Genomic DNA, 15898 nt, shown 5'->3' with positions numbered 1-15898 from the left:
GTAGCGGCTAAGGTCAAAACCCGCTCCGGCGACAGGGCTATGTTGCGGGTCAGTACGCCGGGACGCCGTAAACCCCTCCCTGGGGGCTTCACTGCCGCATCCCTGCGGCAGAGACCCGGCTTATCTGCTCCGCAACACCGCCTTCTGACTGCGGCGTGGCCTGTTAGTGTTCTGGCACTGAGTCATCTCAGAACCTACTGTAGTGGCACTGACTTTATTGCAGGCCTAAAAACTAAAATCTGCATCGGGGTACGGCCGACAAGAAGGACAAGAGGTGCTTATGAACCTAATGGGGTTATGTGTTAAGAGTTCTTTAAGCTGAGGCCAGGTGTGAAAAGGTTTTTTAGCCGCGACAACACAGCCCGAGGCCAGGCGGGGACCGCTGGCTGAGCGGACCGTCGAGCGCAGGGATGCGCGAGTCGAGCCCACACGGACGTGCTTGCGGCGGGTCCGCGTGACAACGGTCCCCGCAGGGCTTTGCACCGGGTACCCGCAACAACAGTAAACGTCACAGGTGCCAGTTCCCCACACACTGTAATCCATAAGGTCAAAACCTGATCCGGTGATACGGCTATGTTGTTTGCAGGCAGGTCAAAACCCGCTCCGGCGACACGGCTATGTTGCGGGTCAGTACGCCGGGACGCCGTAAACCCCTCCCTGGGGGCTTCACTGCCGCATCCCTGCGGCAGAGACCCGGCTTATCTGCTCCGCAACACCGCCTTCTGGCTGCGGCGTGGCCTGTTAGTGTTCTGGCAGCGGCTAAGGTCAAAACATGTTCCGGTCACGACGGCCTTGCCTGTCGAAAACTTTGCAGGCCGGGGCCGCACGACATGAAGAGGTTTTTAACAGCGACAACACAGCCTGAGGCCAGGCGGGGACCGTTGGCTGAGCGGACCGTCGAGCGCAGGGATGCGCGAGTCGAGCCCACACGGATGTGCCTGCGGCGGGTCCGCGTGACAACGGTCCCCGCAGGGCTTTGCACCGGGTACCCGCAACAACAGTAAACGTCACAGGTGCCTGTCCCCCACACAGGGTAATCCATAAGGTCAAAACCTGATCCGGTGATACGGCTATGTTGTTTGCAGGCAGGTCAAAACCCGCTCCGGCGACAGGGCTATGTTGCGGGTCAGAACGCCGGGACGCCGTAAACCCCTCCCTGGGGGCTTCACTGCCGCATCCCTGCGGCAGAGACCCGGCTTATCTGCTCCGCAACACCGCCTTCTGGCTGCGGCGTGGCCTGTTAGTGTTCTGGCACTGAGTCATCTCAGAACCTACTGTAGTGGCACTGACTTTATTGCAGGCCTAAAAACTAAAATCTGCATCGGGGTACGGCCGACAAGAAGGACAAGAGGTGCTTATGAACCTAATGGGGTTATGTGTTAAGAGTTCTTTAAGCTGAGGCCAGGTGTGAAAAGGTTTTTTAGCCGCGACAACACAGCCCGAGGCCAGGCGGGGACCGTTGGCTGAGCGGACCGTCGAGCGCAGGGATGCGCGAGCCGAGCCCACACGGATGTGCTTGCGGCGTGTCCGCGTGACAACGGTCCCCGCAGGGCTTTGCACCGGGTACCCGCAACAACAGTAAACGTCACAGGTGCCTGTCCCCCACACAGGGTAATCCATAAGGTCAAAACCTGATCCGGTGATACGGCTATGTTGTTTGCAGGCAGGTCAAAACCCGCTCCGGCGACAGGGCTATGTTGCGGGTCAGAACGCCGGGACGCCGTAACCCCCTCCCTGGGGGCTTCACTGCCGCATCCCTGCGGCAGAGACCCGGCTTATCTGCTCCGCAACACCGCCTTCTGACTGCGGCGTGGCCTGTTAGTGTTCTGGCAGCGGCTAAGGTCAAAACCGGCTCCGGCGACACGGCTATGTTGCGGATCAGAACGCCGGGACGCCGTAAACCCCTCCCTGGGGGCTTCACTGCCGCATCCCTGCGGCAGAGACCCGGCTTATCTGCTCCGCAACACCGCCTTCTGGCTGCGGAGTGGCCTGTTAGTGTTCTGGCAGCGGCTAAGGTCAAAACCCGCTCCGGCGACACGGCTATGTTGCGGGTCAGTACGCCGGGACGCCGTAAACCCCTCCCTGGGGGCTTCACTGCCGCATCCCTGCGGCAGAGACCCGGCTTATTTGCTCCGCAACACCGCCTTCTGGCTGCGGAGTAACCTGCGGGTTCTCTGGCAGTGGCTAAAGTCAAAACCTGCTCCGATTACGACAGCCTTACATGCCGAATATTTTGTAGGCCCGAGCCGGACGACATGAAGAGGTTTTTAGCAGCGACAACACAGCCCGAGGCCAGGCGGGGACCGTTGGCTGAGCGGACCGTCGAGCGCAGGGATGCGCGAGTCGAGCCCACACGGACGTGCCTGCGGCGGGTCCGCGTGACAACGGTCCCCGCAGGGCTTTGCGCCGTATCACCGCAAGGACAGCAAACTTTACAGATACCAGCCAGGTTAAAACCTACTCCGGTAATACGACGGTATTGTTTGCAGTAAGGTCAAAACCCGCTCCGGCGACAGGGCTATGTTGCGGATCAGAACGCCGGGGCGCCGTAAACCCCTCCCTGGGGGCTTCACTGCCGCATCCCTGCGGCAGAGACCCGGCTTATCTGCTCCGCAACACCGCCTTCTGACTGCGGCGTGGCCTGTTAGTGTTCTGGCACTGAGTCATCTCAGAACCTACTGTAGTGGCACTGACTTTATTGCAGGCCTAAAAACTAAAATCTGCATCGGGGTACGGCCGACAAGAAGGACAAGAGGTGCTTATGAACCTAATGGGATTATGTGTTAAGAGTTCTTTAAGCTGAGGCCAGGTGTGAAAAGGTTTTTTAGCCGCGACAACACAGCCTGAGGCCAGGCGGGGACCGTTGGCTGAGCGGACCGTCGAGCGCAGGGATGCGCGAGTCGAGCCCACACGGATGTGCCTGCGGCGGGTCCGCGTGACAACGGTCCCCGCAGGGCTTTGCACCGTATCACCGCAATAACAGCAATAACAGCAATAACAGCAATAACAGCAATAACAGCAATAACAGCAATAACAGCAAACGTTACAGCTGCCAGCAAACTAAGTCCCACACAGGGTAATCCATAAGGTTAAAACCGGTTCCGGTAACAAGCCTGTATTGCGCGTCACGGCTCGAACTACAGCGCGGCCAGCTGTGCCAGCGATGGCGCGTAGAAATAGCTGCCGCTGACCGGCTTAGTAAAACGCAACATCGCATCGAACTTGCCGTCCGCCTCACCAAACATACTCAACAACTGACGCTCTATATTATAAAGCGTGGCGCAGTAGGCGAGAAAAAACAGCCCGCTGGCACCGCTGACTGAGCCCCAGGGCAAACTCTGACGCAAAATCTTCAACCCTTTGCCCTCCTCCTTAAGGTCTACGCGGGACACGTGGGAGGTCGCAGGGCGGGCATCTCCATCCAGCTCCTCGTCGGTCACCTTGCTGCGGCCAATAATCTGCTCCTGCTTACTCACCGGCAGACGATTAAACATTTTCAAATTATGCTCCCAGCGCTGGCTGAAGACATAACTTCCCCCTGCGTTCTCGCCCGCATCAATAATTGCTACGCGCTGGCGCTGATCCCCTTTTGGATTCTCCGTACCGTCAACAAACCCGCTCAAATCACGATCTTCAAGACAGCGGAAGCCGTGCGTCTCTTCCTCTACATGCCAGGCTTCACCAAAAGCGCTCATCGCCGCCTGGGCGAGATTAAAATTCACATCGTGTCGTGCGGACTGGATGTGGATCAGAATATCGCGCTGGGTGGCCGGTGCGATACCCTTGCCCAGCGGCAGAAAATCCTTAAGTTCATCCGCGGAATGGGTGGGGTTCAGATCGCGCCATAGTGCGCTGCCAAAGGCAATAACCGCCCCGAGTGCGGCATCTGGGAAACGCTGCTGAAGCTGTAATAGCTGGCGCGAAAACGCCCCGCAGGCCTGGCGGATATCCGCCAGATCACCCTGCACGGTCGCTTCAAGATAAATGGCAAAACGGCAGTGTTCGGGCAAAATGCCGCTCTGAAACTGGGACATCCGGTAATTCTCCCTGGTAAATTGTCTGCAACTGGCGCTGGCAGACAGTTTACCCGGATTTTTACGCGGTACGCTTTTTGTCAGTAAAAATTATACTTCCGTTTGATTCTACTCAAAAAATGGGGAGGTTAGCTGCGCCAGATTATTTTGCTGATGGTCCATTTTTTCAATGTATCATCCGCTGGCATCAGGCCTTCAGGACCGTGCCACTCTCCGCGAAACAGATAGCTGATATGCTGACTACCGGGAGCCTTACATTCCACGCCATCGGCGTCACTACCAGTGCCCTTCTGGCAGACGTTAAAGGCCTTGCTATAAAGGTCACTAAACGGCGTGCCGATTTTTTTGCCGTCAGCGGTGGCAATATCACTATCCATAACGTCAATGCGGGAAATCGTGGTATTACCGGTCACTTCAACGTTGACCTGCTTCTCTTTAACCGCCTGGAAGAAGGTGACCACTCCACCATTTTCGCCGCGCATGCCTTTACGCACCTCATAGTTTCCACTCAGGCCATCGCTGATAGCCGCTTCATTCATTGCGGTAGCGCCGTTCAGGCCGCCTACGCCCTGCTCCGTTACCTCGGGTGAAGAACCGAACCAGTGCCATGGAGCCAGACTCGACCAGGAGTAGGTCAGCGGATTCCACCAGGTGGCTCCGCTGCTGGACTCTGAAGAGGAGTCGCTGCTGGCGCAGCCAGTCAGAACCAGAGCAATGGCAAGAAGCGCCGGGCGAACAGTTTTCATTACAACTCCTGAGATAATCAAAAACGACTAGTGCTATGAGTGCCGATCGGCGAAAAAGTTTTATACCGTGTTTCCAGCATGACCCTAAAAGCCTGATATGCGGGTTTGCTGGCCAGAATGAAGCGGGTTTAGCCTGCGTTCAGGGCCGGGTCAAAACAGTCATGCAGACGCTGATTCAACCACAGATAGCACAGCGCGAGCAGATCGAAGCCGCTAAAAATGATCGCCAGCGGTGAGAGATCTTCTTCGCCCAGCCAGAGGGTGATGCCCTGTACCAGCAATGTGGTTAACAACGTCAGGCATAGCACGCCGCGCCAGGTGCGCCATAGGCGGGGAAACCGTTGGCGATACCCGGTCAGCAGCAGTCCCAGTGCGGCAGGGACGCCCAGGCCCAGCCCGGTCCAGAATACCCGGGAGTCAGGATAAAACAGCTCAAGCAGAGTAGTGCTCTGCTGCTTCGAGGCCGCCGCCGCGGCGAACAGAACCCATGTTCGCGCCTGCAACAGCAAAACGGCCCAGAAACCCAGCGGTAGCGTCAGCTGACCTTTAGCATCGTAATCATCGGGAGAGTACGTGTGGATCACCTCTTCAGCCCCTCCAACAGATCGCGGGTAAGCTTCTTGCTTAACAAAATATTAGTACTCACGATCTTCAATCAGACGTTTGCCGAGCAATACGCTGTCCTGCATTTCGTAATCGAGCTTTTCATAAAAGCCCAGCACCGCATCATTTTCCTCGCGCACCATCACGTTAATTTTCGGGCAGCCGCGCGCAATCAGTTTCTTCTCCAGACGGTTGATCAGCGCATTGGCAAAGCCACGCCCCTGATAGTCAGGATGAACCCCCAAATAATACGCAGACCCCCGGTGACCGTCGTAGCCCCCCATCAGCGTACCGACAATCTCACCGCCAACGACTGCCACCAGAAAAAGGTCGGGATCGTGATTAAGCTTTCTTTCGATATCCATTTCAGGATCGTTCCATGGCCGTAACAAATCACACCGCTCCCAAAGCGTAATGACTTCTTCAAAATCGTCCTGGCTGAAAACGCGGATTTCCATGGCGTTGCCCCTGATGTTAATAATAATTTGCTGATTATCACGCTTTCTTCTGCGGGTGCAAGTCTGCAATCCCTGGAAACCGCAAAAAAGCGACGCTGCATAAGTAGCTGGCTGAAATAAAAAGTAAAAAGTTGCAATAGTTCCCTTCTCGCTCTGGGCCAATTGTTACGATATAACAACAGGCAAATTGTGCCCGAGGACGCAGTAATGACTAAATTCGGTCTGATGACCCCCTTAACGACCCGCCGCCAGCTGCTGCTTTCCGGCCTGGCGCTGGCGCTGCTGGCCCGGAACCCGGCCAGCGCAAAAGAAGAGCCGCTGCCCAAATCAGCCTTGCGCAACGGCCGCGCGCCTACTCCGGCCCCGCCTGCGGCAGCGGGTAAAAAAATTGTCATGATTGATCCGGGTCACGGCGGCATTGATTCCGGCGCCGTCGGTGAAGAGGGGTCAGAAGAGAAGCACGTGGTGCTGGAGATCGCTAATCATATCCGTCAGATGCTGAGCAGCCATCCCCATATCGAAGCCCGACTGACAAGGGAAAGCGACCATTTTATTCCGCTCGGTGAGCGGGTAGAGATTGCCCATCAGCACGGCGCGAACCTGTTTATGTCCATCCACGCGGATGGTTTCACCAGCCCGGATGCCAACGGTGCATCGGTATTTGCACTGTCGAATCGCGGTGCCAGCAGCAGCATGGCACGTTACCTCTCCAAAAGAGAAAACGCCGCAGATGAGGTGGGCGGCGTTAAGTCGTCGCAAAAAGATCATTATCTGCAGCAGGTGCTGTTCGACCTGGTACAAACGGATACCATCAAAAACAGCCTCACGCTGGGCAAGCACGTACTGAACCAAATTCGCCCGGTACACCATCTGCACAGCCAGCATACCGAGCAGGCTGCCTTTGCCGTGCTGAAGTCGCCGTCGATCCCGTCGGTACTGGTGGAAACGTCCTTTATCACTAACCCTTCGGAAGAGCGGCTGCTGGGCAGCACGGCGTTTCGCCAGAAAATTGCCAGTGCCATTGTTGGCGGCATTATCAGCTACTTTAATGAGTTTGATGCCAATAACCGCCACCCATAAAAAACGAATATGACGTATACTGCGCGCGTTATTTTTTTAATGCAGGCTAAGCCATGAACGCACCCGATATTGCCCAGGTTAAACAGTTTTTACTGAGTTTACAGGATCGTATTTGTCATCAGCTGGCACAGGCTGACGGTAGCGCCCGGTTTGAAGAAGATAGCTGGACGCGCGAAGGCGGCGGTGGCGGACGCAGTCGGGTATTGCGCAAAGGCGCTATTTTTGAGCAGGCCGGGGTGAATTTCTCCCACGTTCATGGCGATATGATGCCAGCCTCTGCCACGGCGCACCGCCCCGAGCTGGCGGGCCGAAGTTTTGAAGCGATGGGCGTGTCGCTGGTTATCCACCCGGAAAACCCTTACGTGCCGACCAGTCATGCTAACGTGCGCTTTTTTATCGCCGAGAAGCCGGGTGCCGAGCCGGTATGGTGGTTTGGCGGCGGCTTTGATATGACGCCCTACTATGGTTTTACAGAGGATGCGGTGCACTGGCATCAGACCGCCTTCGATCTCTGTCAGCCGTTTGGGGAAGATGTTTATCCGCGCTATAAAAAGTGGTGCGACGACTACTTTTTTATCAGGCACCGCAACGAGCAGCGCGGTATCGGCGGGCTGTTCTTTGACGACCTGAACACGCCGGACTTTGATTACTGCTTCCGTTTTATCCAGGCCGTGGGCCAGGGCTTTTTACAGGCCTATCTGCCAATCGTTGAGCGGCGTAAAGCACTGCCGTGGGGAGAGCGTGAACGCGACTTCCAGCTTTACCGTCGCGGACGTTATGTAGAATTTAATCTGGTCTGGGATCGCGGCACGCTGTTCGGCCTGCAAACCGGGGGCCGCACCGAATCTATTCTGATGTCCATGCCACCGCTGGTTCGCTGGGAATATGACTTTAAGCCCCAGCCTGGATCGCCAGAGGCTGCGCTCTATAATGATTTCCTGCCCGTGAAAGCGTGGATTTAAACGTTCTTTCGCAGCGGCCCGCTTATGCGCCGGCCGCTGCGACAGTCTCCGCTGCCCCTCCAGGCAAAGTCTCGTGGCACGTTCTGGGCGGCTTCGGGCTTAAGCGCATTAGATGCGCAACGCCAGGTTTGTCCCTCGCTATCCTCTTCTGTCCTGTCTGTTTTCCCTGCGCTGAAAAGTGACGCCCCGGCGGAAATCTCTGCGAGTGCTACACTTATGGATGCGACGATTTTTACCCGTCAGATTTCCAACCATTGGGTCAACCCATTGCAACAATCAGAGAAAACGCATTTTCATTACCGCACGTCTGATGCAATGTTTGGCCCAAGAATATAATACCGTGGTGGTGAGACGCGCTGTCAGCAGGCGTACCGTCGCGGTTATTAGCTTTGCAGATTGCCCATCAAGGAGCCAAGAGATGAACCAGCTAGACGCACTGAAACAATACACCACCGTAGTGGCTGACAGTGGCGATATCGAATCGATTCGTAACTACCATCCGGAAGATGCCACCACTAACCCGTCTCTGATCCTGAAAGCCTCCGGCCTCGATTCCTACAAGCACCTGATGACTGACGCCATTGACTACGCCAAAAAGCAGGGCGGCAGCAAAGAAACGCAGATAATCAACGCCAGCGATAAAGTCGCCATCAACCTCGGTATGGAAATTCTCAAGAGCGTCCCTGGACGCGTGTCTACCGAAGTTGACGCACGCCTCTCATTTGACCGCGGTATGTGTGTCACTAAAGCAGAGAAGCTGGTGAGAATGTATGAAGACAACGGTATTGACCGTTCACGCATCCTGATTAAGCTGGCTTCTACCTGGGAAGGGATCCGTGCGGCTGAAGAGCTGGAAAAAAACGGTATTAACTGTAACCTGACGCTGCTTTTCTCCTTCGCCCAGGCGCGCGCCTGCGCTGAAGCCGGCGTATTCCTGATTTCTCCCTTCGTTGGCCGTATTTATGACTGGTACAACAGCCGTAAACCCCAGGACCCCTACGTCGTGGACGAAGATCCGGGCGTGGTCTCCGTGCGTAAAATTTACGAGTACTACAAACAGCATCGTTATAACACGGTCATTATGGGTGCCAGCTTCCGTAACGTGGAGCAGATCCTGGCGCTGGCTGGCTGCGACCGCCTGACCATTTCACCTAACCTGCTTAAAGAACTGCAGGCCAGCGATGCGCCGGTTGAACGCAAACTGACGCCGTCGACCGAGTGCTTCCACCAGCCCGCACAGCTTTCTGAATCCGAGTTCCGTTGGGAACATAATCAGGATCCAATGGCGGTTGATAAGCTGGCTGACGGTATCCGTCAGTTTGCTGTCGACCAGCAGAATCTGGAAAACGTGCTGTCCGCCAGACTGTAAATCATTCCAGAATGGGCGGCATTAGCCTCGTAGCCAATCAGGCAGTAGGTAACCCGGGCGATAATATTCGCCCTTAATGCGTTATATCGCCCATTTTATCCCACCAAAAAATCAGGGAGAACAATATGTCTTCACGTAGAGAGCTGGCTAATGCTATTCGTGCGCTGAGCATGGATGCCGTGCAGAAAGCCAAAAGTGGTCACCCGGGTGCCCCAATGGGCATGGCCGATATCGCCGAAGTGCTGTGGCGCGATTTTATGCATCACAATCCCACCAATCCGGCCTGGGCCGATCGTGACCGCTTTATCCTGTCCAATGGCCATGGCTCCATGCTGCTGTACAGTCTGCTGCACCTGACCGGCTATGACCTGCCGATTGAAGAATTGAAGAACTTCCGTCAGCTGCACTCAAAAACGCCGGGTCACCCGGAACTCGGGTACACGCCAGGCGTTGAAACTACCACTGGCCCACTGGGTCAGGGCCTGGCCAATGCCGTTGGTCTGGCGATTGCCGAGCGCACGCTGGGCGCGCAGTTTAACCGTCCTGGCCATGACGTGGTTGATCATCATACTTATGTCTTTATGGGCGACGGCTGTCTGATGGAAGGCATTTCGCACGAAGTGTGCTCGCTGGCTGGCACCCTGGGCCTGGGCAAGCTGATTGGTTTCTACGATCACAACGGCATCTCAATTGATGGTGAAACTGAAGGCTGGTTCACCGACGATACCGCTAAGCGTTTTGAAGCCTATAACTGGCACGTCGTTCATGAAATTGACGGTCATGATGCTACCGCCGTCGCCAATGCTATCAAAGAGGCGCAGAGCGTTACTGACAAGCCATCCCTGATTATCTGTAAAACGATTATCGGCTTCGGCTCGCCGAACAAAGCAGGCAAAGAAGAGGCCCACGGCGCAGCGCTGGGCGATGAAGAGATTGCGCTCACCCGCAAGCAGCTTGGCTGGAACTATCCACCGTTTGAAATTCCGCAGGAGATTTACGCTCAGTGGGATGCCAAAGAGGCAGGCGCGCAGGCGGAGAAAGCCTGGAATGAGAAGTTCGCCGCTTATAAAGCCGCACATCCTGAACTGGCGAAAGAGTATGCCCGCCGCATGGACGGGGGAATGCCGGAAAACTGGCAGCAGGAAACGCAGAAGTTCATCGAAGAATTGCAGGCTAACCCACAGAAAATCGCCAGCCGTAAAGCGTCTCAGAATACGCTGGAAGCCTGGGGTAAAATTCTGCCTGAATTCCTTGGCGGCTCCGCTGACCTGGCACCGAGTAACCTGACGATGTGGTCTGGCTCGAAGTCCATCAAAGAAGACCATGCTGGTAACTATATCCACTACGGCGTGCGTGAATTTGGCATGACCGCCATCGGCAACGGCATCGCGCATCACGGCGGGTTTGTTCCTTATACCGCCACCTTCCTGATGTTTGTAGAATATGCCCGTAACGCCGTGCGTATGGCCGCGCTGATGAAAGCCCGACAGATTATGGTCTACACCCATGACTCTATCGGACTGGGCGAAGATGGCCCAACCCACCAGCCAGTTGAGCAGATTGCCAGCCTGCGCGTGACGCCAAATATGAGCGTCTGGCGCCCCTGTGACCAGGTGGAGACGGCGGTAGCGTGGAAACATGCGGTTGAGCGTCATCATGGCCCCACAGCGCTTATCCTGTCACGTCAGAACCTGGCTCAGCCAGAGCGTACCAAAGAGCAGCTCGAGAATATCTCACGCGGCGCGTACGTGCTGAAAGATAGCGAGGGTACACCAGATGTGATCCTGATTGCTACCGGCTCGGAAGTTGAAATCACGCTGGGTGCAGCCGAGAAACTGACGGCGGAAGGCCACAAGGTACGCGTAGTCTCTATGCCTTCAACCGACCTGTTCGATAAGCAGGATGTGGGCTATCGCGAATCAGTATTACCTTCTACGGTGAGCGCTCGCGTGGCCGTAGAGGCCGGCATTGCCGACTACTGGTATAAATATGTCGGTCTGAATGGCGCTATCGTCGGTATGACTACCTTCGGTGAGTCTGCCCCTGCGCCGCAGCTGTTTAATGAATTTGGCTTTACCGTTGAAAACATTGTCAGTCATGCTGAGGCGCTGCTGAAGCCTCACTGATTGTTTTCTGAATGATCAAAGCCCGGCTCCCTTGCCGGGTTTTTTTTGCCCTTCACCCGCCCGCCCCTTACTGGGATGTGATCTCGACGCTGGCGGTCGGTGATTTTTGCGTAGTCCACAGCGACGGCCAGTCATCACTACTGTGCCAGGCGTCGCAGGTACTCTCTTCTGCATAGTCAGCCAGCACAAACTCCCTGCCATCATACTGCCAGCGCGTCGCCAAACCACAATCTCCCAGCCCCCGGCCCTTGTTATAGGTTAACAACGCGCCACTGCTGGCATCATATTCGGCGTTGACCAGCTCTAACTGCTTTTCGGTATGTGACGGGGGAATAAAGGGTAGCGTCAACGTCACCCCTTTCGCCACATAGGGCAGCGAACGCGTCACCTCAAAGGCTAAATCAATGACGTTGTAAGCACCCATTTCACAGCTGATAAGCAGGAGAGCTTTCTGGTCGCTTAGCGGTGCCACACTCACCTCGCGCCGCTGCGGATCAAGCGAGCATTCGTCCGTATTGATACGCCAGGTACCAAAATCAATCAGCCCCGTTGTCTCATCGCGCGTCAGGGCCAGCGGTGGATGGCTGAGAGGCATAATGACGGGCACTTCAGGTTGGGGAGTGACATCTTCTGCGGAGCGGCTGCCCCGCTTCACCCATGCACTCATCCCATTAACTCTTCCCTGGATGTCGTCCATCAACAGCAGAGCGGCCTTAAGACCCTGTAGGGAGATGCTCGCATCGGGCCGGTACAGAAGCTGAATAGCGCCCGCATCCATCACCTGCTGTAAAAATTCGTCAATGGAGATGGCGTGTGACGTCGTCAGATGATGAGGTTCAACTTCCCAGTGTTTCAGGTCGAACCGGAGCCGCTGCCCGTCAAGCAGCAGATTATCTTTCAGCGGCGCGCCATTAAGCTCACCGCTGTAGTGGTTACCATAATCTATTGAAATAAGGGGGCGGTCGTTGACGCCAGCGTGACGACTGACGGTCATAACCAGACCTTTATCGCCAGGGAAACTTCTGGCCACACAGCTATTAAGGTTATTACAGGTAATCTGCCAGTTAGAAAATGTTTTATGCAGCGGCTCGGCGTGCAGCGACAAAGCCGTCAGAAATAAGGAAACAAAAGGCAATATCATCCAGTAAGGCATTGATCACGGGTATCCCAGAGTTACGTGAAGCAATAAGCGTAGCCTAATGGTTCACCTTTAGGTGAAGTTTATCAATTGAGCGCCCATATCATGACGCAAAGTTAGAATTACGGGTAAAAAAGAACCAGTCATTACTGGAGTCATCTTCGCTGCTGACCGAAAGGACCTCAATCAGATTAATCGGACATAGTAGATAATGAGACATCACCCTCTACGCTATACCAGCAGTTAATAAGCGCGGGGCTGTCACACTGGTCCAGTTTAAAATCTACCCACTCTGTTAACGGGTTAAACACGCCCGTAAGGTTTATTTTTAACAAAAAACTATGGCACTACCATTAATAAATTACGCTTTACGAATTCATTAAATATAATGAATGAGTTCTTTCAGATTTGCCAACAAATGCCCTCCTCACCTTTCATTCTTTCCTTAAAATACACGTGTACTGGCATACTCAATAATAAAAATAAAAACAACCATTTATCAATAACTTAAACATGGACTTCCGACCATGACACTGCCACTGTTTGACAAATAAACCCAAATTAGCTTTACTCGAAATAATAAAATAAATAGAATAAAAAATAAAAATACGTGAAAAATACCATTCTACCGCTTCCACAATACCATATATAACCAGAGTCAAGGCACCACGCATTAATCCTAAATGACTGCCAATCGTTCCACAATGAGATAGTTCTCCCGGCGTCACTGTGCTACAGCTGATGAATTTTAAAGATTATTGGCCAGTATTTACCTATAAAACCCAAAAATATTAACCTCTTATTTCATTAGACCGAATATGAAAAGGATATGTACCGTGTCAGCCTCTCGCCTCACCCCTGGACTGAATACTATCCACTGACAGTACCAATATATAGCTAAGGATAATGCCCGTGAAAAATTTAAAAGTTAAAACCCGCCCCCTCAAAACTAACAGACACCAAAAAGATATAATCAAAATATTAACCTTCAACATTATTAGCAGTCTTCTCATCTCCCCTGCATATGCTATTGTATTAACCGATGGTAAAACTGGGTATGTTACTGAAAACAGTACGAGAAATTTATGGGAGGTACGGAATGCTACGCTCAATGTCAATCAGGGAGGAAAAACGCAGGGTATAACCTTACGGGGAGGAGTACTAAACATGGAAGGTGGAGATACTTATATCGAGCCAGACGCAAGACAAATATCTCAGGCTATATCGTTACAGGATAACAGCCAGGCAACCATTAACAACTCGACTATTACAAACGCAATGCCGGAACGTGGTTTGGCAATTGGTGTCAATGGCGGATCTAAAGCAACAGTAACCTCATCTGTGCTTAATGCTAATGGTCGGGGTTTTACTACCAGTGGATTAAACACCCTCCTGGTCTTAAATGACTCTGTAGTCAATGGTAAAGACGATGGTTTAACCAGTCAGTTTGGAGGTGGGATCGGCGGCACGATTTTCGGTGGAACGCTGCAGGCATCTAACAGTGCAATAACCGGCGACAAGCTCGGGTTGATGCTTTTGCTCGATGACGACGATGCTCAACCGGTCGCGATACTTGATAATACACATATAACAAGCAGTAACGGCAGCGCTATACTGGCTGGGGCGAGGAGTTCTTACAGTACAGGAGTGATAGGATTACAAATCAATGCTGGCAGCGTTTTAACGGCAGGCAATGGCACACTTGTAGAAGTGATTAATGGAAATACGCTTAATCTTTCCATTGATAATAGTGACCTTAGCGGTAATCTCATCGCCGACCAGACATCGGTTCTCAATGCCGTACTGAATAATAATGCTGCTTTACATGGAAATATCGAAAACCTTAATACGCTGACCGCCGATAAAAGCGAAATCGAGGGTAATATCGGTTTCAAAGAGGGTTCGGAGGGGCGGGTTCAGTTAAATAACGATAGCAATATTCAGGGCGATATCACCGGAGTAAAGATACTCGAAGCCCGTAACAGCCGCATAACGGGGAACATCAGTCCAGAAGACGCACAGGCAGCCGAAGTCACCCTGCAAGATAACAGCGCGATTAACGGCGACTTAAATAATATTAACAAACTGACATTGGCTCACAGTACTATCATCGGGCGGGTATTGGCAGATTCACCCGCCTTTACTGCGGCTGAACTTTCTGACGACTCCCTGATTGAGGGTAACCTGAGCCAGATTTCATCTCTGAGCCTTAATGCCAGCCGTATAACAGGCGATATTATTGGCAGCGAGGACAACGCCACAGCGGTGTCATTAGCCAATAAATCTGCTATTGAAGGCAACCTCACTCTGCCAGCCTCCGTCACGCTTGATAACAGCCGAATAACAGGCGATATCACTGGTAGCGAAGCCCATCCCACAACTGTATCCCTGGCCAGCGGATCCGTCATTGATGGTAACCTCAATGCTATCCATACCCTTGCGTTACAGGACAGCCAGCTTACGGGTAATGTGACTGCAGATGGTACAACCGGGTCTTCAGTCAGTCTGAGTGGCAAAACATCCCTGCTGGGAAATCTGGAAAACTATGACAGTATCTCGGTCAGGGATAATGCCATGTGGTCGCTGATTCAGTCAGCAAACATTCGTCGCTTAGCGCTGAATTCGGGTAGCGTTAACCTGAATAGCCAGGATAATAATTACCGCACTCTGACGGTAAATAACCTCGAAGGAGAGGGGCTTTTCTTACTTCGCACAGATATTGCTGCCAACAAGGGGGACCAGCTGATTATCAATGGCCAGACGAGTGGATCCCATCTTCTGTCGATAACCAATACGGGAGACGAGCCAGACCATTCGCTGCCACTGACGGTGGTGAGAACAGCAGATGGAGGAGGAGATTTCAGTCTGCAAAATGGCCGGGTTGATGCCGGAGTCTATGAATACAGACTTCAGCATCAGGGTAATGACTGGGATCTGTTAAAAACAGAGGAATTGACGCCCTCGACTGAAACAGTGTTGAGTGTGGTAAACGCAACGCCTGCTGTATGGACAGGTGAACTTAATACCGTCCGGGGACGACTGGGCGACCTGCGAACGACAGCAAAACATGATGGAGGCCTGTGGACACAATACATGGGACAGGAGACCCACGTGAGTCCCGGTGGTGGAATCAGCTACAAACAAAAACAGTCTGGCCTGGCAATAGGGGGAGATAAAGCTTTCGATGTGAGAGAGGGCAAACTCCTGACAGGTCTGTTTACCGGCTACAGCGATAATGATATTAATGCTCATTATGGCAACAGCAATATTGACAGCTACTTTATCGGTGGATACACCACATGGATGGCAGACTCAGGTTGGTTTGTGGATTTGATGGGCTTTGTTGAATAAATCGAACTTTTGGCCGCAATCAGGATCAGAT

The 15898-nt window shown here is 53.4% G+C and carries 10 protein-coding genes; 5 read left to right on the top strand and 5 right to left on the bottom strand.

The window, feature by feature from the left end; translation table 11 throughout:
* Positions 1 to 3137: 3137 nt before the first annotated feature.
* The 4 genes from AC4PCC_RS05530 to AC4PCC_RS05515 all read right to left on the bottom strand — a co-directional run bounded on the left by AC4PCC_RS05530 (position 3138) and on the right by AC4PCC_RS05515 (position 5841).
* Positions 3138 to 4034, bottom strand: coding sequence for a Dyp-type peroxidase (locus AC4PCC_RS05530; RefSeq protein WP_492126670.1), 897 nt, complete (start codon positions 4032 to 4034; stop codon positions 3138 to 3140).
* Between the two features lie 128 nt (positions 4035 to 4162).
* The gene (locus AC4PCC_RS05525; protein WP_492126669.1) at positions 4163 to 4780 is read right to left on the bottom strand and encodes an RpoE-regulated lipoprotein; all 618 of its coding nucleotides are present in this window, start codon (positions 4778 to 4780) and stop codon (positions 4163 to 4165) included.
* 128 nt (positions 4781 to 4908) lie between these two features.
* Complete coding sequence (locus tag AC4PCC_RS05520) at positions 4909 to 5364, bottom strand: DUF2919 domain-containing protein (protein WP_492126668.1); 456 nt, start codon at positions 5362 to 5364, stop codon at positions 4909 to 4911.
* Between the two features lie 51 nt (positions 5365 to 5415).
* The gene (locus AC4PCC_RS05515) at positions 5416 to 5841 is read right to left on the bottom strand and encodes a GNAT family acetyltransferase (protein WP_067708187.1); all 426 of its coding nucleotides are present in this window, start codon (positions 5839 to 5841) and stop codon (positions 5416 to 5418) included.
* A gap of 207 nt (positions 5842 to 6048) precedes the next feature.
* Between AC4PCC_RS05515 and amiA the strand changes: the two genes are divergently transcribed.
* The 4 genes from amiA (at position 6049) to tkt (ending at position 11378) form a co-directional block, all read left to right on the top strand.
* Positions 6049 to 6921: an N-acetylmuramoyl-L-alanine amidase AmiA gene (gene amiA / locus AC4PCC_RS05510; protein WP_492126667.1), complete on the top strand. Its 873-nt coding sequence runs from the start codon at positions 6049 to 6051 to the stop codon at positions 6919 to 6921.
* A gap of 53 nt (positions 6922 to 6974) precedes the next feature.
* Positions 6975 to 7883 (top strand): oxygen-dependent coproporphyrinogen oxidase, encoded by a 909-nt coding sequence (hemF, locus tag AC4PCC_RS05505; RefSeq protein ID WP_492126666.1) that lies wholly within the window; start codon positions 6975 to 6977, stop codon positions 7881 to 7883.
* A gap of 418 nt (positions 7884 to 8301) precedes the next feature.
* On the top strand, positions 8302 to 9252 hold the full coding sequence (gene tal, locus AC4PCC_RS05500; RefSeq protein WP_067708175.1) for a transaldolase: 951 nt from the start codon (positions 8302 to 8304) through the stop codon (positions 9250 to 9252).
* A gap of 125 nt (positions 9253 to 9377) precedes the next feature.
* On the top strand, positions 9378 to 11378 hold the full coding sequence (tkt, locus tag AC4PCC_RS05495; protein ID WP_345828509.1) for a transketolase: 2001 nt from the start codon (positions 9378 to 9380) through the stop codon (positions 11376 to 11378).
* Between the two features lie 67 nt (positions 11379 to 11445).
* Here the strand turns inward: tkt and AC4PCC_RS05490 are convergent, their stop codons facing one another.
* The gene (locus tag AC4PCC_RS05490) at positions 11446 to 12531 is read right to left on the bottom strand and encodes a DUF1176 domain-containing protein (protein WP_492126665.1); all 1086 of its coding nucleotides are present in this window, start codon (positions 12529 to 12531) and stop codon (positions 11446 to 11448) included.
* A gap of 897 nt (positions 12532 to 13428) precedes the next feature.
* Between AC4PCC_RS05490 and AC4PCC_RS05485 the strand changes: the two genes are divergently transcribed.
* Positions 13429 to 15867 carry an autotransporter outer membrane beta-barrel domain-containing protein gene (locus AC4PCC_RS05485; RefSeq protein WP_492126664.1) on the top strand — a complete coding sequence of 813 codons (2439 nt, stop codon included), beginning with the start codon at positions 13429 to 13431 and terminating at the stop codon, positions 15865 to 15867.
* The last annotated feature ends 31 nt before the right edge of the window (positions 15868 to 15898 follow it).

It is taken from the genome of Erwinia sp. L03-1, from assembly GCF_058686115.1.
Note: the sequence above shows the minus strand (reverse complement) of the source record. Positions and strands in the feature narration are given on the sequence as shown.

Coding starts and splice junctions, on each gene's coding strand:
- AC4PCC_RS05530 (WP_492126670.1), bottom strand. CDS start 4,034: ATGTCCCAGTTTCAGAGCGGCATTTTGCCCGAACACTGCCGTTTTGCC.
- AC4PCC_RS05525 (WP_492126669.1), bottom strand. CDS start 4,780: ATGAAAACTGTTCGCCCGGCGCTTCTTGCCATTGCTCTGGTTCTGACT.
- AC4PCC_RS05515 (WP_067708187.1), bottom strand. CDS start 5,841: ATGGAAATCCGCGTTTTCAGCCAGGACGATTTTGAAGAAGTCATTACG.
- amiA (WP_492126667.1), top strand. CDS start 6,049: ATGACTAAATTCGGTCTGATGACCCCCTTAACGACCCGCCGCCAGCTG.
- hemF (WP_492126666.1), top strand. CDS start 6,975: ATGAACGCACCCGATATTGCCCAGGTTAAACAGTTTTTACTGAGTTTA.
- tal (WP_067708175.1), top strand. CDS start 8,302: ATGAACCAGCTAGACGCACTGAAACAATACACCACCGTAGTGGCTGAC.
- tkt (WP_345828509.1), top strand. CDS start 9,378: ATGTCTTCACGTAGAGAGCTGGCTAATGCTATTCGTGCGCTGAGCATG.
- AC4PCC_RS05490 (WP_492126665.1), bottom strand. CDS start 12,531: ATGCCTTACTGGATGATATTGCCTTTTGTTTCCTTATTTCTGACGGCT.